Below are 18,189 nucleotides of genomic sequence, written 5' to 3' on the forward strand. Positions count from 1 at the left end.
GTACACGGAAACTGAAAAACGGGATACCATTTGCCACCTCACCTGCATCCTGATTCCGGAGATTCCATGAAAGCCGAACTCAACCAACGCCTCACCCAGGTCGGGCCGGGCACACCCGGCGGCGAACTGCTGCGCCGCTACTGGCAGCCTGTGGCCCTGCTGGACGAATTCAACCCCGCGCTGGACCCGCAGATGGCCGTTCGCCCGGTGAAGGCGGTGCGCGTGCTGGGCCAGAACTTCGTGCTGTTTCGCGACGCACAGGGCACGTTCGGCCTGCTCGACCGCGACTGCCCGCACCGGGGCGCGGACCTCGCCTTCGGTCGCAACGAAGGCGACGGCCTGCGTTGCCCGTTCCACGGATGGAAATTCGACACCACCGGTCAGTGCATCGAAACCCCTGCCGAGCCTGCCGGCAGCAGGATGTGCACGCGCATCAAACAACGCAGCTACCCGCTGGTGGAGCGCAGCGGTGTGCTGTTCGGCTGGTTCGGCCCCGAAGACCAGACACCGCCGCCCTTCCCCGAGCTGGATTGCTTCAGCGCGCCCGAGAGCCACACCTTCGCCTTCAAGGGCCTGTGGAACTGCAACTGGCTGCAGTCGCTCGAAGTGGGCATCGACCCGGCGCATGCATCCTACCTGCACCGGTTCTTCAACGACGGCTCGCTGGAGGACAGTTACGGCAAGCAGTTCCGCGGCGCCAGCGCCGGCGACGTGGGCGGCGAGCGCTGGCCGATGACGCGCGTGATGCGCGAGTTCGGCCAACCCGTCATCTCGTTCGAGAACAAGCCCTACGGCCTGCAGCTCACCGCGCTGCGGCCCATGACGGACGAACTCACCCATGTGCGCGTGACCAACGCCGTGTTCCCGCAGACTTTCGTGATCCCGCTGTCGGAGACCATGACCATCACGCAGATGCACGTGCCGGTGGACGACACGCACAACTACTGGTACGCCTTCTTCACCAGCTTCACCGGGCCGGTCGACAAGGACGCCATGCGCACACCACGCCTGCAGGCAGTGACGTTGCCCGACTACATCCCCAAATCCGGTCGCCACAACAACTGGGGCTTCAACGCCGAGGAACAGCAGACCCGCACCTACCTGGGCATGGGCGAGGACGACATCAACGTGCACGACCAGTGGGCCTGCGAGAGCATGGGCGCGATCCAGGACCGCACGCGCGAACACCTGGGCACGACCGACAAGGTGATCGTGACCCACCGGCGCATGCTGGCGCAGGCGATCGACACCGTGGAGCAAGGCGGCACGCCGCCCGGCATTGCCGACCCCGCGTTGCACGCCAGCATTGCCGGGCCCGACACCGTCGACGGCATTGCCCCCGCCCAGGGCTGGGAAAACTGGTGGCAGGACGCCGTGCGCAACAAGCGCGAAGGCGCGCCCTGGAACACCTCCAACGCACCCGTCGCCGAAACGGCGGGCGCGAAATGACGCCGTTCGCCCAGCGCTGCGGCATCCACACCGCCGAACGCGAGGCCGCGTGCGAGCGCGTGGCGCGGCTGATCGAATCCAGCGGCATCGAGCTGGTGCGCTTCGGCTGGTGCGACGCGCACGGCATGCTGCGCGGCAAGACACTTACCGCCCGCGCGGCGGTGCGCGCGCTGCGCGATGGGGTGGGCATGGTCGGCACGCTGATGCTCAAGGACACCGCTGACCGCACGGCCTGGAAGGTGTTCGAACCCGGTGGCGCGGCCGAGCTGCCCGCCTTTGCCGGTGCGGCCAACCTCATGCTGCTGCCCGAGCCGGACAGCTTTGTGGTGCTGCCCTGGCAGGAGCGCACCGGCTGGCTGCGCTGCCAGCCCTGGTTTGCCGACGGCACGCCCGTGCCGCTGGACACGCGGCGCGTACTGCAGACAGCACTGGCGCGGCTGGCGCAGGCAGGCCATGGCCTCAAGACCGGGCTCGAGGTCGAACTCCACATCTACCGCATCACGGACACCCGGCCGCAGCTCGACCCGGAGCTTGCGACCTGGCCCGGCCTGCCACCCATGGTGGAGATGATCCATCCCGGCTACAACCTGCAGGCCGAGGCCATGATGGATCTGGCCGACGCGCCACTGCGCATCGTGCAGCGCACCGCGCAGGCACTCGGGCTGCCACTGCAGTCGCTCGAAATCGAACTCGGCCCGAGCCAGGTGGAAGCGGTGTTCGACGCGACCGACGCACTCACCGCCGCCGACCAGATGGTGCTGTTCCGCAACGGCGTGCGCCAGGCGCTGCACCGCGCGGGTTATCACGCCACCTTCATGTGCCGCCCGCCGTTCCCGAACATCATGTCCAGCGGATGGCACCTGCACCAGTCGCTGGTGGATCTGAAGACCGGCCGCAACGCCTGCATGCGCGAGGCACCGGCGCCGGGCACCACGCTCGCCGACGCCACGCACACCCTGTCGGACGCGGGTGCGCACTGGCTCGCGGGCCTGCTGGCACATGCGCGCGGCATGACCGTGCTGTGCACGCCCACCATCAATGGGTTTGCGCGCTTCCGACCGAACGCGCTGGCGCCGCAGGCTGTGCTGTGGGGCCAGGACAACCGCGGCGCCATGTTGCGCGTGGTGGGTGCGGCCGGGGACGGCGCCACGCGCATCGAGAACCGCGTGGGCGAACCCGCCGCCAATCCCTACCTTTACATGGCCGCCCAGATCCATGCAGGGCTTGACGGCCTGGCGCACGCCACGCTGCCACCACCGGCCAGCGAATCGCCCTACGCCGACGGCAACGAGAAGCTGCCCACCTCGCTCAGTGAAGGGCTGGATGCGCTGCGCGCAGACGGCGCGCTGTGCCAGTCGCTGGGTGAGGACTTCGTGCGCTACTTCTGCCGCATCAAGCAAAGCGAGATCGACCGCCACGCACAGGCCGAGGACAAGACCGATTTCGAACGTCGCGAGTATTTCGCCAGAACCTGAGCACCCATTGCCCTTCGTCGCCATGATCTCGATCCGTTTCATCAGCACCGACCAGTCGGTGCACGACATCCAGGCCGAGCCCGGCCACAGCCTCATGAAAGCCGCCGTGGACGGGAACGTCAAAGGCATCGAGGGCGACTGTGGCGGCAGCCTGACCTGCGCCACCTGCCATGTGATGATCGACCCGCCGTGGGCCGAGTTGCTGCCGTCGCCGAGCGCCGACGAGACCGACATGCTCGACTTCGCCGCCAGCCCGGTGACGCCGCGCAGCCGTCTGAGCTGCCAGGTGCAACTGACTCCGCAACTCGATGGCATGGTGGTGCAGTTGCCTGCATCGCAGTACTAACATGCAAGCCCGCCACGCAGACGCGCGCAGCGCCCATGGCACACTGGGCGCTTCGCCTGCCATCACCTGATCGACCCGCCATGCCCGACACCCGTTTCGCCTTTGCACCACCGGCCACCGTGAGCGTGCCGGTGCTGGGCCTCGCCGAGCGCTTTCCCGTTCACCGCATCTACTGCGTGGGCCGCAACTACGAAGAACATGCGAAGGAAATGGGCTTCACCGGCCGCGAGCCGCCCTTCTTCTTCCTCAAGCCGGCCGATGCCATCGTCGTCGCCGATACCGGCCAGGCCGCCACCATCCCCTACCCCAGCCTCACGGGCAACCTTCACCACGAAATCGAACTCGTGGTGGCGATCGGAACCGGTGGCAGGAACATCCGGGCGGCCGATGCCGCGAAGCACATCTACGGTTATGCCGTGGGCCTGGACATGACGCGCCGCGACCTGCAGAACGACATGAAGAAGCAGGGTCGCCCCTGGTGCATTGGCAAGGCCTTCGACCAGTCGGCGCCGATCGGACCCATCACCCTGGCCGCACAAGCCGGCGCGATCAACGAAGCACCGATCTGGCTGCAGGTCAATGGCGTGGACCGCCAGCGCAGCACCGTGGCCAAGCTGATCTGGAACGTGAACGAGACCATCGAGCACCTGTCGCAGGCATGGGAACTGCATGCGGGTGACCTGATCTATACCGGCACCCCCGAAGGCGTGAACGCGGTGGTGCGCGGTGATCTCATGCAGGGCGGCGTGGACGGCCTCACGCCCATTTCGGTGCGCGTGGTCTGACATGCCCGAGCGATTGCCCATCCGAGGGTAAGACCCCTGACAGCACAGCGATGTACTGTCGTAAGCTCTTGCCCACTTTTTTCATCGACCCCAGGAGAACCTCCACATGATCCAACGCAGAACCCTGCTCCAGTCCGGCGCCGCCGTGGCCCTCGGTGCGCCCGCTCTCGCGGGCTTTGCCCAGCAAAGCGTCACGCTCAAGTTCCACACCTTCATGTCGCCGCAGTCCAACGTCTGGATCAACATGCACAAGGCGTGGATGGACCGGGTCGAGAAGGACTCGGGCGGGCGCATCAAGTTCGAAGCCTATCCCGCGATGCAGCTCGGCGGCTCCCCGGTGCAACTGTACGACCAGGTGCGCGACGGCGTGGTCGATGTGGTGTGGACGCTGCCGGGCAACACCCCGGGCCGCTTCCCGCGCATCGAGGTGTTCGAGCTGCCGTTCATGATGAACAACGCCGAAGCCACCTCCAAGGCGTACTGGGAGTACGTGCAGACCATGGCGGCGGACGAGTTCAAGGAAGTGCAGCCGATCGCGCTGCAGGTGCACGGCCCGGGCATGTTCCACATGCGCGGCAAGCAGATCAAGACCGCCGAGGACCTGCGCGGCTCCAAGGTGCGCGGCCCGACCCGCCAGATCACCAAAATGCTCGGCTACCTGGGCGCCACGCCCGTGGGCATGCCGCTGCCGCAGATTCCGGACGCGCTCTCCAAGGGCGTGATCGATGGCTGCGTGATTCCCTGGGAAGTGGTGCCTTCCGTGAAGGTGCACGAACTCACCAAGTTCCACAGCGAGTTCGACCCCGCCGGTGGCGCGCTGTACACCACCACCTTCGTGATGGCCATGAACCGCAACAAGTACGCGTCCCTGGCGCCCGACCTCAAGGCCGTCATCGACAAGAACTCCGGCCTGGCCACTTCCGGCTGGCTCGGCAAGACGCAGCAGGCTGGCGACGGCCCGGGCCGCGAGCAGGCCGTCAAGCAGGGCAACAGCATCTACACCATTCCGGCCGCCGAGGCGCAGGAGTTCAAGCGCAAGGCACGTCTGGTGGAGATCGAGTGGGTGCAGGACATGGACAAGCGCGGCTTCAAAGGCCAGGAACTGCTGGACACCGCCAAGGCGCTGATCGCCAAGCACGGCAAGAAGGCCTGAACCAGGCGAGCCACCACGCTCCCTCGCTGAATACCGGGCCCTGGCCCGGTATTTTTTTTGTGCCGCATGCGCCCGCTAAACTTCCGCGATGCTGCGCCCTCCCGCCAAACACTGCCGCAACTGCGGCACCGCCGTCGAACTGCGTCTGCCCGATGACGGCGACACCCGCATCCGAGCCGTCTGCCCCGCCTGCCACACGGTGCACTACGACAACCCGCTCACCGTGGTCGGCACGGTGCCGGTGTGGGGTGACCAGGGCCAGTACGTGCTGCTGTGCAAGCGCAATATCGAACCGCGCTGGGGCAAGTGGACGCTGCCGGCCGGCTTCATGGAACTCGGTGAAACCACCGCCGAGGGCGCGGCCCGCGAGACCGACGAAGAAGCCGGCGCGAAGTACGAGATCGGCGAGATCTTCACGCTGATGAATGTGGCCCGGGTGGGTCAACTGCACATCTACTACCGCGCGCGCCTGCTCAGCGAGCATTTCAGTCCCGGCCACGAGACCATCGAGGCTCGCCTCTTCACCGAAGACCAGATCCCCTGGGACGAGATCGCGTTTCGCACAGTCAAGGAAACGCTGGAACGCTACTTCGCGGACCGGCGTGCCGGCCACTTCGGCTTCCACGCCTTCGACATCGCCTGAACCCGCGCATGACCACCGCGCGCACCTGGCCCCTCGTGCTGCGCCTGGGTGCGGCACAAACCCTGGCCTGGGGCTCCACCTACTACCTGCCCGCGATGCTCGCCAAACCCATGGCGCAGGGCATGGGCGTGCCGGAGTTCCACGTTTGGGCGGCTTTCAGCGCCGCGATGCTGCTCTCGGCGGCCCTGGGGCCGTTCGCGGGCCGCGCCATCGACCGCTGGGGCGGGCGGCCCGTGCTCGTGGGCACCAGTCTGCTGCTCGCCGCGGGGCTCGCCGCCCTCTCCCTGGCCCAGGGCACCATCGGCCTGGCCCTGGCGTGGCTGCTCATCGGCGTGGCCATGGGCGGTGGCCTGTATGAGGCCGCTTTCGCCACGCTGGTGCGCCTGCAAGGGACGGGTGCGCGCGCCTCCATCACCGGCATCACGCTCATTGCGGGCTTCGCCAGCACGGTGAGCTGGCCCCTGAGTGCCTGGCTGGAAGCGGATTTCGGCTGGCGCGGCGCCTGCCTGGGCTGGGCCGGCCTGCACCTGCTGCTGGGTCTGCCGCTCAATGCGAGCATTCCGCGCGCTGGCGCGGCCGTGGCACCGTCGCGGCTCGCGCAGGCCGAGCCGTCATCCGCCAGCGGCGAGTCCACGCCAACGCCGCCGCCCTACACGGCCTGGGTGCTGGCCTACGTGTTTGCCTCGACCTGGTTCGTCTCCACCGCCATGGCCTCGCACCTGCCGCAACTGCTGGTGGCCAGCGGCGCGACGCTGGCGGGCGCGGTCGCCATCGGGGCGCTGGTCGGGCCGGCCCAGGTGGCCGGGCGGCTGCTGGAATTCGGCTTCCTGCGGCGCCTTCATCCCTTGCTGGCCGCGCGCGCAGCCACGCTGGGCCATCCCCTGGGCGTCGCCTGCTGGATGCTGCTGGGCCCGGTCGCCGGGCCGGTGTTTGCGGTGCTCCACGGTGCGGGCAACGGCATCCTGACGATTGCCAAAGGCACGCTGCCGCTGGTGTACTTCGGACCGCACGGCTACGGCCAGCGGCAGGGCCTGATCATGGCGCCCTCGCGCGTGGCGCAGGCCTTCGCCCCGCTGATGTTCGGCGCCTGCATCGAGCGCTGGGGTGCCAATGCGCTCTGGATATCGAGCGCGCTGGGCCTGAGCGCACTGGCCTGTCTGCTGTGGCTGCGCACCGGCCCTCGCCGGTAGCGCCTCTACAGGGGCGTGGCGTCCGGTGCTGGCCAGCCCAGCAGCTCGGCCAGGCGCCACACCACCCAGACCGACTCGGCCTCGCTCACCACCGCCGGCTCCACCCGCAGGCCCTGCAGGCAGCGCGAGAGCACGTCGGTCTCGGTGATGCCCAGGCCGAATTCCATCTGGCGCGCGGTCTCGGTCAGCATCTGCGCCATGTCCTCGCACAGCTCGTAACGCGCGGCCAGCTCATCGCGCGGCAGGCTCGGCTTCTGGCGTCCCGGCGCAAGGTACAACGCAAGAAAAGACGGGGGAATTTCGATCTGGTATTCATCGGACATGGGGCATTGTCGTCACATGCCCACCGCATCGGTCGGCCAGGAGAAGAAAGCCGGCCGGGTCACACGGCGCCGCGGACCGCCGGCGCCTTGCCCCGGTCGTCGTGCACGGTCTGGCGCACCGCCTGGGCCAGTCGGCCGCTGGACTCGGCGGCCAGGAAGCGGGCTTCGATGGCATCCACCGGTTCCACCGATTCCGCGTGGCGAGCGACGGCGTCGTAGCGGGCGATGGCCTCGCGCGCTTCCTGTACCGTCAGGCCGGTTTCTTCGGCAATGCGGCCCAGCGTGGCCCAGTACTCGATCTGGCCCGCCACCGAGATACCATGGCAACCGAGCGGACTTTCCACCCGCAGCTTTTCACACGAGACCATGAAAAAACAGGGCACTGTGGTGCGCTGGGAAGCAGAGAAGGCCTTCGGCTTCATCCGCTGCCCGCAGATCACCGCCGACGTCTTCTTCCATCAGCGCGATTTCAGCGGCCCCGGCAAGCCCGCAGAAGGGCTGCAGGTTATGTTCGAGGACATTCATGTCGGCGGCAAGGGGCCGCGCGCACTCTCCGTGGAGCCCGCGCGCAATGCGATCATCCCGGAACCACCCGCGCCACCACCGCCACCCGCTGCAGCCGAGCTGCTGCCATGCAGCCAGCCTGCGGCGCGCACGCGCTCGCAATGGCAGAAACGGCGCGAGGAACGGCCGCTGTGGATCGGCCTGGGCCTGATCGCCTTCTGGCTGTTGCTGTGGCTGGTCGGCATCGGCATGGGGCGTTTCCCCTGGGTCATCCTGACCGCCGTGGTGCTGGTCAACCTGGCGACGTTCTATATGTACTGGCGCGACAAGGACGCCGCCATCAACGAAACCGTGCGCACGCCCGAGGACTGGCTGCATGCGCTGGCGGTGGCCGGCGGCTGGCCGGGCGCCTGGTTCGCGCAGCAGATCCTGCGCCACAAGACGAGCAAGCAGCCGTTCCGGCTGATCTACTGGGGCACGGTGGCGGTCAACATGCTGGCCCTGCTGGCCTGGATCGCATGGCCAAGTATTCGATAACGCCCCCGCGCCGCCTTGGGCGTCACCCCCTCAAGGGGACAATGCCTGCGGCCTGGCAAAGCCAGTTCCGCGGCATTCCGGCGAAAACCCTCCGCTCCGGCGTCTGAATTTCAGCGCGGCTTGCGCTTGCCGGTACCCACCGGCGAACCGGGCCGCCCGGCGCCGGTCACGCGCGGCGGCAGGCCGGTGTGCTGCGTGAGCAGGCGACCCTTGCCCGGTGGCGCGGCCGCTGCCTTGCCCACCGGCGTGCTGTTCTTGCGGCGCGCGCTCTGGTAGCTGCCATCCGTCATCGGCTGAAAGGTGGGAATGAGGTGGTGCTTTCCGTTGCCGATCAGGTCGGCGCGGCCCAGGGTCTTGAGCGCCTCGCGCAGCAGCGGCCAGTTGTTCGGATCGTGGTAGCGCAGAAAGGCCTTGTGCAGACGGCGGCGCTTGTCGCCGCGCACGATGTCCACGCGTTCGCCGCGCTCGTCGCGGTGGATGCCCTTGAGCGGATTCAGGCTCGTGTGGTACATCGCCGTGGCCGTGGCCATGGGGCTGGGGTAGAAGGTCTGCACCTGGTCGGCGCGAAAGCCGTTCTTCTTGAGCCACACCGCGAGGTTCATCATGTCCTCGTCGCTGGTGCCGGGGTGGGCCGCGATGAAATACGGGATGAGGTACTGCTTCTTGCCGGCTTCTTCGCTGAACTTCTCGAACAGCTGCTTGAACCGGTCGTAGCTGCCGATACCGGGCTTCATCATCTTGGAGAGCGGCCCGCCTTCGGTGTGCTCGGGCGCAATCTTGAGGTAGCCGCCCACATGGTGTTGCACCAGCTCCTTCACGTACTCCGGGCTCTGGATGGCCAGGTCGTAGCGCAGGCCCGAGCCGATCAGCACCTTCTTGATGCCGCGCAGTTCGCGCGCGCGCTTGTAGATCTTGATCAGCGGACCGTGATCGGTGGTCAGGTTGGAGCAGATACCAGGGTAGACGCAGCTCGGCTTGCGGCAGGCGGCCTCGATCTCGGGCGTCCTGCAGCCCAGGCGGTACATGTTGGCGGTGGGGCCACCGAGATCAGACACCACGCCGGTGAAGCCTTCCACCTTGTCGCGGATGTCTTCCACTTCCTTGATGATGGATTCTTCCGAGCGGCTCTGGATGATGCGGCCCTCGTGCTCGGTGATCGAGCAGAAGGTGCAGCCGCCGAAGCACCCGCGCATGATGTTCACGCTGAAGCGGATCATTTCCCAGGCGGGGATCTTTGTCGCGCCGTCGTGTCTGCCGTGTTCGTCCGCATACGCCGGGTGCGGGCTGCGCGCGTACGGCAGATCGAACACGTGGTCCATCTCGGCCGTGGTCAGCGGAATCGGTGGCGGGTTGATCCACACGTCGCGCGCAGTCGCGCCTTCGCCGTGCGCCTGCACCAGGGCGCGCGCATTGCCCGGGTTGGCCTCGACGTGCAGCACGCGGTTGGCGTGAGCGTAGAGCACGGCGTCGCCGCGAACCTGCTCGTAGCTGGGCAGGCGGATCACGGAGCGGTCGCGCGGTGGCACCTTGAGCTTGCCTTTGCCTTGCAGTGCGGGGTTGGGCAGAAACTTCAACGGCTGGATGGATGCGCCCATGCCCGTTCGGGCTGAGCCTGTCGAAGCCCCGGCCTGCGCGTTGGTGAGCCCTTGGACAGGCTCAGGGCGAACGGCGGTGCCTCGGGTCGAAGCGGCGTCGTCCTTCGAACAAGTCGTCCCCTGGGCCTGCGCCTGCTCGCTCGTCGTCAGGTAGGGGTTGATGTGGTCTTCCACCCGGCCCGGCAGGTCCACCTCGCTCGAATCGATCTCGATCCAGCCTTCGGCGGTGGGGTCGCCCGGACGGCGCACGAAGGCGGTACCGCGCACGTCGGTGATTTGTTCAATCGGCTCGCGCGCCGCAATGCGGTGCGCCACCTCGACCAGCGCACGCTCGGCATTGCCGTACAGCAGCAGGTCGCACTTGCTGTCGACCACGACGCTGCGGCGCACCTTGTCGCTCCAGTAGTCGTAGTGGGCGATACGGCGCAGGCTGCCTTCGATGCCGCCAAGCACGATGGGCACGTCCTTGAAGGCCTCGCGGCAGCGCTGGCTGTAGACAATGGCCGCACGGTCGGGCCGCTTGCCGCCTACGTCGCCCGGGGTGTAGGCGTCGTCGCTGCGGATCTTGCGGTCCGCCGTGTAGCGGTTGATCATGGAATCCATGTTCCCGGCGGTCACGCCCCAGAACAGGTTGGGTTTGCCCAGGGCCTTGAAGGCCTCGGCGCTGGTCCAGTCGGGCTGGGCGATGATGCCGACGCGAAAACCCTGGGCCTCCAGCACGCGCCCGACCACCGCCATGCCGAAGCTGGGGTGGTCCACATAGGCGTCACCCGTCACGAGGACAATGTCGCAGCTGTCCCAGCCAAGCTGCTCCATCTCCGCGCGGCTCATCGGCAGGAACGGCGCCACCCCGAACCGCCTGGCCCAATACGGGCGGTAGCTGGTGATCGGCTTGGCGGCACGCGCGAAGAAGGAGACGTCGATGGGGGCGTTCATGGGGCTGGCACAGACCCGGAGCGCGGGTGGGTGGAAAACCCATGATTTTACGGGGCCACCCTCTTTTCAGGGGCTTTCAGGGCTACTCGCCAGCCCTGCGCCCTCACTTGGGCTTGAGCTGCCAGTCGGGAACCGCCTCGGGCGCCTTGCGCACCACGCGCCGCTGATCGAGTTTCTGGGCCGCGAGTCGGGCAGTGAACTCGAGGTTCTTCAGGTCCTCAATGTTGGGCTGGTTCTGCGGGTGAAAGCTGAAGCAGCACAGCGTGCCGTAGATGTCGCCGTTCTCCAGCACGATGGGTGCGCTGATGTGCGTGCCGATGGGAAAGGGCAGGCCCTCGAGCAGTTGCGCGGACGCCGGATGGGCCGCGGCGTCCGCGATGAATCGGGGCAGGCGGCCATCGACCACGCGCTGGCACCACGAGCGCTCCAGCGGTTCCGCGTCTCCCTGGCTGATCACGGGCGAATCCGGTGCCTGGGACACATGACGGAACACGCGCTGGCCTTCGGTGAACTCGGAGACGAACACCACGTCCATCTTCATGCGCTCGCGCAGCAAGCGCAGTACGTCGGAGACGGATTTGTCGACAAGATCGTCGGAAGCGTCGGACGTGGCCACGAGCAATTCGGTGACCTGGACCACCAGGTCGTCGGCCTTGTAGCCGAGGTCGTTCAGGGGATTCATGGGGTTTTTATAAACCGAAGCGGATCAATCACCGACATCCGAGCCGAGGGAATGGGCAATGAGACGGTCAAAAAATGTTTCCAGCTGTCGCTGTTCGTGCGCGGACAGGCAACCAAATATGTCGGCGTTGCGCTGCGCGATCAGCCGCATCACGCGCTTCCACAACGGCTTGCCGATGCGCGTGAGCGTGAGCACCACCGCGCGCGCGTCGGCTTCGCTGGCCGACTTGCGCACCAGGCCACGGTCCACCAGCATCTGCGCGGCGCGGCTGGCCTGCGCCTTGTCGAGGTTGGCACGCGCCGCGAGATCGTTGACGGACAAGGGCGCGAACTGGCCAATGGCCGCCAGGCAGCGCGCCTCGCCCACGCCCAGCCCGAGTTCGGCGGCGTAGGTGTCACTGCTGCGGCGGTCGGTGAGCTTGTTGAGCTTGTGCAGGCGGTAGGTGAGGAAGTCCTGCAGTGGCGTGGTTTCAGCGTCCATCCACCATCTCCGCCTCGCACCGCGCCCGCGCGTTGGCGATCAGAGGCAGTACCTGATCGGCACGCTCGAATCGGCTCATGAGCGAGAGGCACAGCATCGACAGGAACAGCGGGGCCTGCGCCTCGCCCACCTGTGACAGCGCCTCGCACACGGCGCTGTAGCTCTGGTCCAGATCGGTATCGGTCATGCGCACACTCCCGTGTCATTCAGCGCCGCGCGCGGCGGCAGGGGGTCAAGGCCGTGCCAGCGGCCCATCACGTAGCCATCGGGCCGCACCAGCACCAGCGCGGGCTCGTCCGGCCCTCGCAGGCCATACCGCTGCCAGGCCTGGCCCAGCGCATCGATGCCGTGCGCGATGTCGAGCGTCGCCACGCCGACGTCGGCGAGATCGGGTCCGACGCCGCCAAAGGCCAGGCACACGAACCCCTGCCCGAAGTGGCTGCTGAGGTGGAACGTACCCCGAACGCCCTGCAGCAGGGCCTCGGGCGCCGGCGCGCCGGGCGCGGCCTTGTCGCTCGTCCAGCGATCGTCCTGCGCCGCATTGAGCGGTGATCCGGTGTAGGTGATCGGTGAGGACTGGCGCGGGTTGATCAGGGAACGCACCTGCGCATCGCTCACCGCCAGTCGCAGCGTGGCCTCGCGCATCAGGCGGTAGGCGAAGTCCGGTGGCGCCATGAACTCGGTGCTTTTTGCGCCATAGGCGATGTTCTCGCGCGTGGCGTGCACGCGCTCGGTGGAATACGAATCAAGCAGCGCCTCGGACGACTCGCCCCGCAGCACGCGCGCGAGCTTCCAGGCCAGGTTGCCCGCGTCGTCCAGGCCCGAGTTGAGGCCGCGCACGCCGAAGATCGGGACCAGGTGGGCGGCGTCGCCGGCGAACAGCACGCGCCCATGGCGATAGCTCGGCAAGGTCAGGCACTTGGCGTTGTAGATCGATATCCACAGCGGCTCCCAGGGCTCGTTCTCACCGATCATGGCCAGGTGGCTCTGCACGCGCGGAAGCACGTTCTCGGGCTTGACCGCTTCCACCGGGTCCTCGTCGTCGCGGATCTGGTAGTCGATGCGCCACACGTCGTCGGGCTGGCGGTGCATCAGGATGGTGGAGCCCGGGTTGGAGGGCGGGTCGAACCAGGCCAGACGCTCCACCGCGCGGCGCGTCTTCTGCACGATGTCGACGATCACGTATTTGCCGTCGTACTGCGTGCCTTCGAGCTGCAGGCCCAGCTGTTCGCGCACCGTGCTGCGCCCACCGTCGCAGGCCACGACAAAGTCCGCCTGCACCACCTGTTCCCCCTCGGGCGTCTGCACGTCCACCCGCACGCCATCGGCCTGCGGATGCACGGCCACCACGCGGCTGCCCCAGTGCACGCCCGTTGCGTTGCCAGCCGCCTGCGCGGCGCGGTGCGCGAACTCCTCGACGTAGAACTGCTGGATGTTGACCATGGGGGCGAAGCGCTGCGTGGGTTCGCTGGGCATCTCGAAATGCAGCACCTCGGTGTCGCGCCAGTGGCTGCGTCCGCCCACCCAGCTCAGCCCCTTGGCCACCAGTGGCGCGTCGGCGCCGACCCAGCCCAGGATCTCCTGCGATCGGCGCGAGATGCAGATCGCGCGGCTGCCGCTGCAATAGCTGTCGTCGGCTTCGATCACGAGGTTGTGGATGCCCTGTCGAGACAGCAGCGCCGAGAGCGTGAGTCCCACGGGGCCGCCGCCAGCGATCAGGACAGGGATGGTTGAAGGCAGTGGGGAGTTCATGGCGTCCATTCGGTTGCGAGCGCAACTTTACCCCAATTTGGTTGCGGGCGCAATCATTTGGGTAATCGCGATTTCCTGTCGCCCACGCAACTCGCGAACGGGCACGCGCTCCCTATGATGAAAGCCCCATTCGAGGAGACATCCATGCCCGACTTCACGACGCTGCGCATCGACAAGGACTCGGCACAGCCGCGCGTAGCCCGCCTGCTGCTCAACCGCCCGGAACGGCTCAACGCCATCAACGACCAGATGCCGCGCGAGATCCGCGCGGCCGTGGACTGGGCCAACGCAGACGACGAGGTGCACGTGATCGTGGTCGAAGGCGCGGGCAAGGGCTTTTGCGGTGGCTACGACCTCTCACTGTTCGGCGAGGGCGAGATCGACCACCCCTGCCAGCAGGAACGCCACCCCTGGGACCCGATGGACGACTACGCCTTCATGAAGCGCAACACCGAGGACTTCATGTCGCTGTGGCGCAGCCCCAAGCCCACGATCGCGAAAGTGCACGGCGCGGCGGTGGCCGGCGGCAGCGACATCGCCCTGTGCTGTGACCTGCTGGTCATGGCCGAGGATGCCCGCATCGGCTACATGCCCACGCGCGTATGGGGCTGCCCGACCACGGCCATGTGGACCTACCGCCTCGGTGCCGCTCGCGCCAAGCAGATGATGTTCACCGGCAACGTGATCGACGGCCGCACCGCCGCAGCCTGGGGCCTGGCCAACGAAGCCGTGCCGGCGGATCGGCTCGATGCGGCAACGATGCAACTGGCCGAACGCATCGCGGGCGTGCCGCGTTCGCACCTGGCAATGCACAAGATGGTAGTCAACCAGGTCCTGTTGACCATGGGGCTGGAACAGACGCAGCAAATGGCCACACTGTTCGACGGCATCACGCGCCACAACCCCGAAGGCCTGTGGTTCCGGCGGCACGCGCAGGAGGCGGGCTTCAAGGACGCCGTGCAATGGCGTGATAGCGGCCGACCGATTCCTGAAGCGGATGAAGCCCGCGCACTGGTCCATGAAATGGAATTGCGCAAGAGATCGGCACCAAAAAAATGAAACCGCATGTACGGTTCATCTCGTTACCCCTCTTACGGAACGACCAGGAATGTAAGGTGCATGGCGCTTAGCATGACCGCTTCACTTTTTGAAGGAGATGGCATGGCACTGCACTTTGGCAAACGCGAGACCGAACAACCCAAGACCCTGAATTCCGGCATGGCCACGCCCCGCTACGGACAGCCCGCGAGCAGCGCGGCAGCCTCGCAGGCCCAGGCACCGAGCCCCGTGACGTCGAGCGCTCCCGCTGACCTGGAAACGTCCTCCCCGGCCAAGGCCACGAGCGCTGCGCCCGAGGGCGGCAGCAAGCTCACTGTCGGTCCCAACATCAAGCTCAAGGGCGTCGAGATCACCGACTGCGACACCCTGGTGGTCGAAGGCCTGGTGGAGGCCACCATGGACTCGCGCGTGATCCAGATCGCGCAACAGGGCGAGTTCAAGGGTTCGGCCGAGATCGACATCGCCGAGATCCGCGGCGTGTTCGACGGCAACCTCACGGTGCGCCAGAAGCTCGTGATCTACGCCACCGGCAAGGTCACGGGCAAGATCAACTACGGCAAGGTGGTGATCGAGGAAGGCGGCCAGCTCTCGGGTGAAATCCAGTGCTCGGCTTCGGCGAGCGCGAAGTACCCGACCCAGCGCACCATGGCCCTGGCGGCCTGATCGCTGGCTGGGCGCGCCCGGCTCGCACTGGCCGGGCGCCGTTGCCCGCCCCCGGCGGCCCCGTTATGCTCGGGGGCATGTACGCCGATTTCTTCGGGTTGAAGCAGGACCCGTTCTCCATCGCACCCGACCCGCGCTACCTCTTCATGAGCGAGCGCCATCGGGAGGCGCTGGCGCACCTTCTCTACGGCATTCGCGGCGGTGGCGGCTTCGTGCTGCTCAGCGGTGAGATCGGCGCCGGAAAAACCACCATCTGCCGCTGCTTCCTGGAGCAGATCCCCGAGCGCTGCCGGGTCGCCTACATCTTCAATCCCAAGCTCACGGTCGGTGACCTGCTCAAGACCATCTGCCGCGAGTTTCACGTTGAAGTCCGGCACGAAGGCATTGGCCCGGCCACGATCAAGGACTACCTTGATCCATTCAACGAGTACCTGCTGCGCAGCCACGCCGAGGGCGAGCGCAACGTGCTCATCATCGACGAAGCGCAGAACCTCACGCCGCACGTGCTCGAACAGCTGCGCCTGCTCACCAACCTGGAAACCAGCGAACGCAAGCTGCTGCAGATCATCCTGATCGGCCAGCCCGAGCTGCGCACGGTGCTGGCGCGGCCCGAACTCGAACAGCTGGCGCAACGCGTGATCGCGCGCTTCCACCTGGGCGCCCTCAACGAGAGCGAGACCCGGCAGTACATCCAGCACCGCATGCAGGTGGCCGGCCTGCGCGGCCCCTTGCCGTTCTCGAACCAGGCCATTCAGCGCATCCACGAAATCGCGCGCGGTGTGCCCCGTCGCATCAACCTGCTCTGCGACCGTGCCCTGCTCGGAGCCTATGCCACCAACCAGGCGCGCGTGGAGCGCGCGGTGGTGGAAAAGGCCGCGGGCGAGGTGTTCGAAGCCGACGCGCCCGTGGCAAAGTCGCGGCCACGGCAGACAACCGCACCCGCCCTGGCATGGACTTTGTCGCTGGGCACCTTGGGAGTGGGTCTTGTGGTGGGTGCGCTGGTGGCGGGCGTGCTGTTCTGGCTCTGGAACCAGGACGTCAGCGCGCGACCGGGCGCCGCAACCTCGCAGAACGACGCGCTGGCCGCCGCCGCCCCACCCCCGGCGACTGCCCCGGCCAGCGCAACGGCGCCAGCGGCAGAATCTGCGGCTCCCGCGCCCGCGCCCGCGGACACGGCAGCGGCGGTGCCCGCATCCACTGCCGCGCCCGAACTGCTACCCGGCCCACCCGAGGTTTCGGCCCTGCTCGGGAACGAAGACCAGGCCTGGCGCGAACTTGCACCGATCTGGGGCCTGACACTCGACCCCGGCGGCGAGCCCTGCGCGGTGGCGCAGCGGGAGCAACTGCAGTGCTATCGCACCGACCGCATGACCCTCAACGGCCTGCGCCAGCTCGACCGACCCGGCATCGTCACACTGCGACAGGCGCGCGGCTCCGGGCGCGCGCTGGTGACAGCCCTCTCCGGCGACACCGCCACGCTGCAGGCCGGCGACCTGCGCTGGCGCATGCCGCTCACCGACCTGGCCGACATGTGGCGCGGCGACTTCGCCACCCTCTGGCGCACCCCGCCGGGTCAGACCAGCCGCCTGGTGGACGGGCGCACCGGCCCGGCGGCAGACTGGCTCGGTGAACGCATCGCGGGCCTGCAGGCCGCCGGCAAGGTGCCCCCGTCGACCAGCGGCCTCACGGCGCGCGTTCAGGCGTTTCAGCGTTCCCAGGGCATCGACGCGGCGGGCATTGCCGGCCCCATCACCTTCATGCAGGTGAACCTGGCCAGCGGCGTGGACGAGCCCAGGCTTTCCGCGCCCGGATCCTGAAGGCCCAGACGCCGATGTCCTACATCCTCGACGCCCTTCAACGAGCCGACGCCGAGCGCGAACGTGGCCATGTGCCCGGCCTGCGAAGCCAGATCGTGCCGCCGGCGGGCCGCGGCAAGTCCAGGCCCCCACGCCGCTGGCGGCCCTGGCACGGTGTGGCGCTGGCAGTGGCCGCGCTCATGGCCATCGGCGTGTGGTGGTGGTCTGATCAGACGCCGCAGGATCTGCCTGCGCCCCCTGTCGCTGCCCCGGAATCGCCCGCGCCCGCTGCGCCGCCGGTGCCCCCCGCGCCTATGAACGAGGCCGGCCCGGTGGCTGCGGCGCCCGAGGCGGCGGTGCAGCCGATTCTTGCGCCCCCCCGGCCTGAACCGCCCCGGCCCGAGCCAGCCAGGCCCGCGCCCACCGACACCGCGCCCGTCCCCGCCGCAGTGGCTCCTGCCACGCCAGCACCGGCTCCTGCCACGCCAGCACCGGCCGCGGCCCCCGCGACCACGGCGACCGCCGCCGACACAGCGACAAGCCCCGTGCGGACTTTCGCCGAACTCTCGCCCGAAGCGCGAGCTCGCCTGCCCCCGGTCAACGTGAGCGGCTCAACCTATTCAACCAACCCCGCCCTGCGCATGCTGATCGTCAATGGCAAGGTGCTGCAGGAGGGCCAGGACATCGCGCCCGGCCTCAAACTGGAAACCATCGGCCAGCGCAGCGCGGTCCTCAACCACCAGGGCCTGCGCTACTCGATCGGCTACTAGGGCCTGTTCACACTATTTTTCCAAGATGCGTTGCGGATCAAAAATGCCATG

Annotated in this window: 19 protein-coding genes; 12 read left to right on the forward strand and 7 right to left on the reverse strand. The window is 67.7% G+C overall.

Annotation, left to right across the window (positions count from 1 at the left end; all coding sequences use genetic code 11):
• Window positions 1-66 precede the first annotated feature (66 nt).
• The 7 genes from K5880_RS20040 to K5880_RS20070 all read left to right on the forward strand — a co-directional run bounded on the left by K5880_RS20040 (window position 67) and on the right by K5880_RS20070 (window position 7,041).
• Window positions 67-1,449: a Rieske 2Fe-2S domain-containing protein gene (locus K5880_RS20040; protein WP_297656619.1), complete on the forward strand. Its 1,383-nt coding sequence runs from the start codon at window positions 67-69 to the stop codon at window positions 1,447-1,449.
• A complete protein-coding gene (locus tag K5880_RS20045) occupies window positions 1,446-2,924 on the forward strand; it encodes a glutamine synthetase family protein (protein ID WP_297656622.1) in 1,479 nt (492 codons plus the stop codon). Before K5880_RS20040 ends, K5880_RS20045 begins: the two co-directional genes overlap by 4 nt.
• Before the next feature lie 22 nt (window positions 2,925-2,946).
• Window positions 2,947-3,270, forward strand: a complete 324-nt coding sequence (locus K5880_RS20050) for a 2Fe-2S iron-sulfur cluster-binding protein (protein WP_297656624.1) — start codon at window positions 2,947-2,949, stop codon at window positions 3,268-3,270.
• 80 nt (window positions 3,271-3,350) lie between these two features.
• Complete coding sequence (locus tag K5880_RS20055; protein ID WP_297656627.1) at window positions 3,351-4,055, forward strand: fumarylacetoacetate hydrolase family protein; 705 nt, start codon at window positions 3,351-3,353, stop codon at window positions 4,053-4,055.
• A gap of 106 nt (window positions 4,056-4,161) precedes the next feature.
• On the forward strand, window positions 4,162-5,208 hold the full coding sequence (locus tag K5880_RS20060) for a TRAP transporter substrate-binding protein (RefSeq protein ID WP_297656630.1): 1,047 nt from the start codon (window positions 4,162-4,164) through the stop codon (window positions 5,206-5,208).
• A gap of 88 nt (window positions 5,209-5,296) precedes the next feature.
• Window positions 5,297-5,851, forward strand: coding sequence for an NUDIX hydrolase (locus K5880_RS20065; protein ID WP_297656633.1), 555 nt, complete (start codon window positions 5,297-5,299; stop codon window positions 5,849-5,851).
• Window positions 5,852-5,859: 8 nt separating this feature from the next.
• Entirely contained in the window at window positions 5,860-7,041 is a 1,182-nt protein-coding gene (locus K5880_RS20070; protein ID WP_297656636.1) for an MFS transporter, read from the forward strand.
• A 5-nt stretch (window positions 7,042-7,046) separates the two neighbouring features.
• Here the strand turns inward: K5880_RS20070 and K5880_RS20075 are convergent, their stop codons facing one another.
• Both K5880_RS20075 and K5880_RS20080 read right to left on the reverse strand, forming a co-directional pair.
• Entirely contained in the window at window positions 7,047-7,364 is a 318-nt protein-coding gene (locus K5880_RS20075; RefSeq protein ID WP_297656638.1) for an ATPase with chaperone activity, read from the reverse strand.
• Window positions 7,365-7,423: 59 nt separating this feature from the next.
• The gene (locus tag K5880_RS20080) at window positions 7,424-7,732 is read right to left on the reverse strand and encodes a hypothetical protein (protein WP_297656641.1); all 309 of its coding nucleotides are present in this window, start codon (window positions 7,730-7,732) and stop codon (window positions 7,424-7,426) included.
• On the opposite strand from K5880_RS20080, the gene K5880_RS20085 reads away from it, so the two are divergent.
• Window positions 7,731-8,405, forward strand: a complete 675-nt coding sequence (locus K5880_RS20085; protein WP_297656644.1) for a cold shock and DUF1294 domain-containing protein — start codon at window positions 7,731-7,733, stop codon at window positions 8,403-8,405. The two genes, K5880_RS20080 and K5880_RS20085, sit on opposite strands and share 2 nt — an antisense overlap.
• 110 nt (window positions 8,406-8,515) lie before the next feature.
• Here K5880_RS20085 and K5880_RS20090 read toward each other — a convergent pair whose 3' ends face one another.
• The 5 genes from K5880_RS20090 to K5880_RS20110 all read right to left on the reverse strand — a co-directional run bounded on the left by K5880_RS20090 (window position 8,516) and on the right by K5880_RS20110 (window position 13,850).
• Entirely contained in the window at window positions 8,516-10,936 is a 2,421-nt protein-coding gene (locus K5880_RS20090) for a YgiQ family radical SAM protein (RefSeq protein WP_297656647.1), read from the reverse strand.
• Between the two features lie 103 nt (window positions 10,937-11,039).
• Window positions 11,040-11,618, reverse strand: a complete 579-nt coding sequence (locus tag K5880_RS20095) for a GAF domain-containing protein (RefSeq protein WP_297656650.1) — start codon at window positions 11,616-11,618, stop codon at window positions 11,040-11,042.
• 24 nt (window positions 11,619-11,642) lie between these two features.
• Window positions 11,643-12,098, reverse strand: coding sequence for a MarR family winged helix-turn-helix transcriptional regulator (locus tag K5880_RS20100; RefSeq protein ID WP_297656653.1), 456 nt, complete (start codon window positions 12,096-12,098; stop codon window positions 11,643-11,645).
• A complete protein-coding gene (locus tag K5880_RS20105) occupies window positions 12,088-12,285 on the reverse strand; it encodes a hypothetical protein (protein ID WP_297656656.1) in 198 nt (65 codons plus the stop codon). The genes K5880_RS20100 and K5880_RS20105 overlap by 11 nt, the downstream gene beginning before the upstream one ends.
• Complete coding sequence (locus K5880_RS20110; RefSeq protein ID WP_297656659.1) at window positions 12,282-13,850, reverse strand: FAD-dependent monooxygenase; 1,569 nt, start codon at window positions 13,848-13,850, stop codon at window positions 12,282-12,284. Before K5880_RS20110 ends, K5880_RS20105 begins: the two co-directional genes overlap by 4 nt.
• Window positions 13,851-13,994: 144 nt before the next feature.
• Here K5880_RS20110 and K5880_RS20115 point away from each other — a divergent pair, with 144 nt between their 5' ends.
• The 4 genes from K5880_RS20115 (at window position 13,995) to K5880_RS20130 (ending at window position 18,138) form a co-directional block, all read left to right on the forward strand.
• The gene (locus K5880_RS20115) at window positions 13,995-14,909 is read left to right on the forward strand and encodes a crotonase/enoyl-CoA hydratase family protein (protein WP_297656662.1); all 915 of its coding nucleotides are present in this window, start codon (window positions 13,995-13,997) and stop codon (window positions 14,907-14,909) included.
• Window positions 14,910-15,011: 102 nt separating this feature from the next.
• A complete protein-coding gene (locus tag K5880_RS20120) occupies window positions 15,012-15,572 on the forward strand; it encodes a polymer-forming cytoskeletal protein (protein ID WP_297656665.1) in 561 nt (186 codons plus the stop codon).
• Window positions 15,573-15,649: 77 nt separating this feature from the next.
• A complete protein-coding gene (locus K5880_RS20125; RefSeq protein ID WP_297656668.1) occupies window positions 15,650-17,389 on the forward strand; it encodes an AAA family ATPase in 1,740 nt (579 codons plus the stop codon).
• Window positions 17,390-17,403: 14 nt separating this feature from the next.
• Window positions 17,404-18,138 (forward strand): general secretion pathway protein GspB, encoded by a 735-nt coding sequence (locus tag K5880_RS20130; protein ID WP_297656671.1) that lies wholly within the window; start codon window positions 17,404-17,406, stop codon window positions 18,136-18,138.
• Window positions 18,139-18,189 lie beyond the last annotated feature (51 nt).

This window comes from Hydrogenophaga sp. (assembly GCF_025699295.1).
Lineage (GTDB): Bacteria > Pseudomonadota > Gammaproteobacteria > Burkholderiales > Burkholderiaceae_C > Hydrogenophaga.

Coding starts and splice junctions, on each gene's coding strand:
- K5880_RS20080 (WP_297656641.1), bottom strand. CDS start 7,732: ATGGTCTCGTGTGAAAAGCTGCGGGTGGAAAGTCCGCTCGGTTGCCAT.
- K5880_RS20100 (WP_297656653.1), bottom strand. CDS start 12,098: ATGGACGCTGAAACCACGCCACTGCAGGACTTCCTCACCTACCGCCTG.
- K5880_RS20110 (WP_297656659.1), bottom strand. CDS start 13,850: ATGAACTCCCCACTGCCTTCAACCATCCCTGTCCTGATCGCTGGCGGC.
- K5880_RS20070 (WP_297656636.1), top strand. CDS start 5,860: ATGACCACCGCGCGCACCTGGCCCCTCGTGCTGCGCCTGGGTGCGGCA.
- K5880_RS20130 (WP_297656671.1), top strand. CDS start 17,404: ATGTCCTACATCCTCGACGCCCTTCAACGAGCCGACGCCGAGCGCGAA.
- K5880_RS20120 (WP_297656665.1), top strand. CDS start 15,012: ATGGCACTGCACTTTGGCAAACGCGAGACCGAACAACCCAAGACCCTG.
- K5880_RS20125 (WP_297656668.1), top strand. CDS start 15,650: ATGTACGCCGATTTCTTCGGGTTGAAGCAGGACCCGTTCTCCATCGCA.
- K5880_RS20095 (WP_297656650.1), bottom strand. CDS start 11,618: ATGAATCCCCTGAACGACCTCGGCTACAAGGCCGACGACCTGGTGGTC.
- K5880_RS20075 (WP_297656638.1), bottom strand. CDS start 7,364: ATGTCCGATGAATACCAGATCGAAATTCCCCCGTCTTTTCTTGCGTTG.
- K5880_RS20115 (WP_297656662.1), top strand. CDS start 13,995: ATGCCCGACTTCACGACGCTGCGCATCGACAAGGACTCGGCACAGCCG.
- K5880_RS20050 (WP_297656624.1), top strand. CDS start 2,947: ATGATCTCGATCCGTTTCATCAGCACCGACCAGTCGGTGCACGACATC.
- K5880_RS20090 (WP_297656647.1), bottom strand. CDS start 10,936: ATGAACGCCCCCATCGACGTCTCCTTCTTCGCGCGTGCCGCCAAGCCG.
- K5880_RS20105 (WP_297656656.1), bottom strand. CDS start 12,285: ATGACCGATACCGATCTGGACCAGAGCTACAGCGCCGTGTGCGAGGCG.
- K5880_RS20040 (WP_297656619.1), top strand. CDS start 67: ATGAAAGCCGAACTCAACCAACGCCTCACCCAGGTCGGGCCGGGCACA.
- K5880_RS20060 (WP_297656630.1), top strand. CDS start 4,162: ATGATCCAACGCAGAACCCTGCTCCAGTCCGGCGCCGCCGTGGCCCTC.
- K5880_RS20065 (WP_297656633.1), top strand. CDS start 5,297: ATGCTGCGCCCTCCCGCCAAACACTGCCGCAACTGCGGCACCGCCGTC.
- K5880_RS20045 (WP_297656622.1), top strand. CDS start 1,446: ATGACGCCGTTCGCCCAGCGCTGCGGCATCCACACCGCCGAACGCGAG.
- K5880_RS20085 (WP_297656644.1), top strand. CDS start 7,731: ATGAAAAAACAGGGCACTGTGGTGCGCTGGGAAGCAGAGAAGGCCTTC.
- K5880_RS20055 (WP_297656627.1), top strand. CDS start 3,351: ATGCCCGACACCCGTTTCGCCTTTGCACCACCGGCCACCGTGAGCGTG.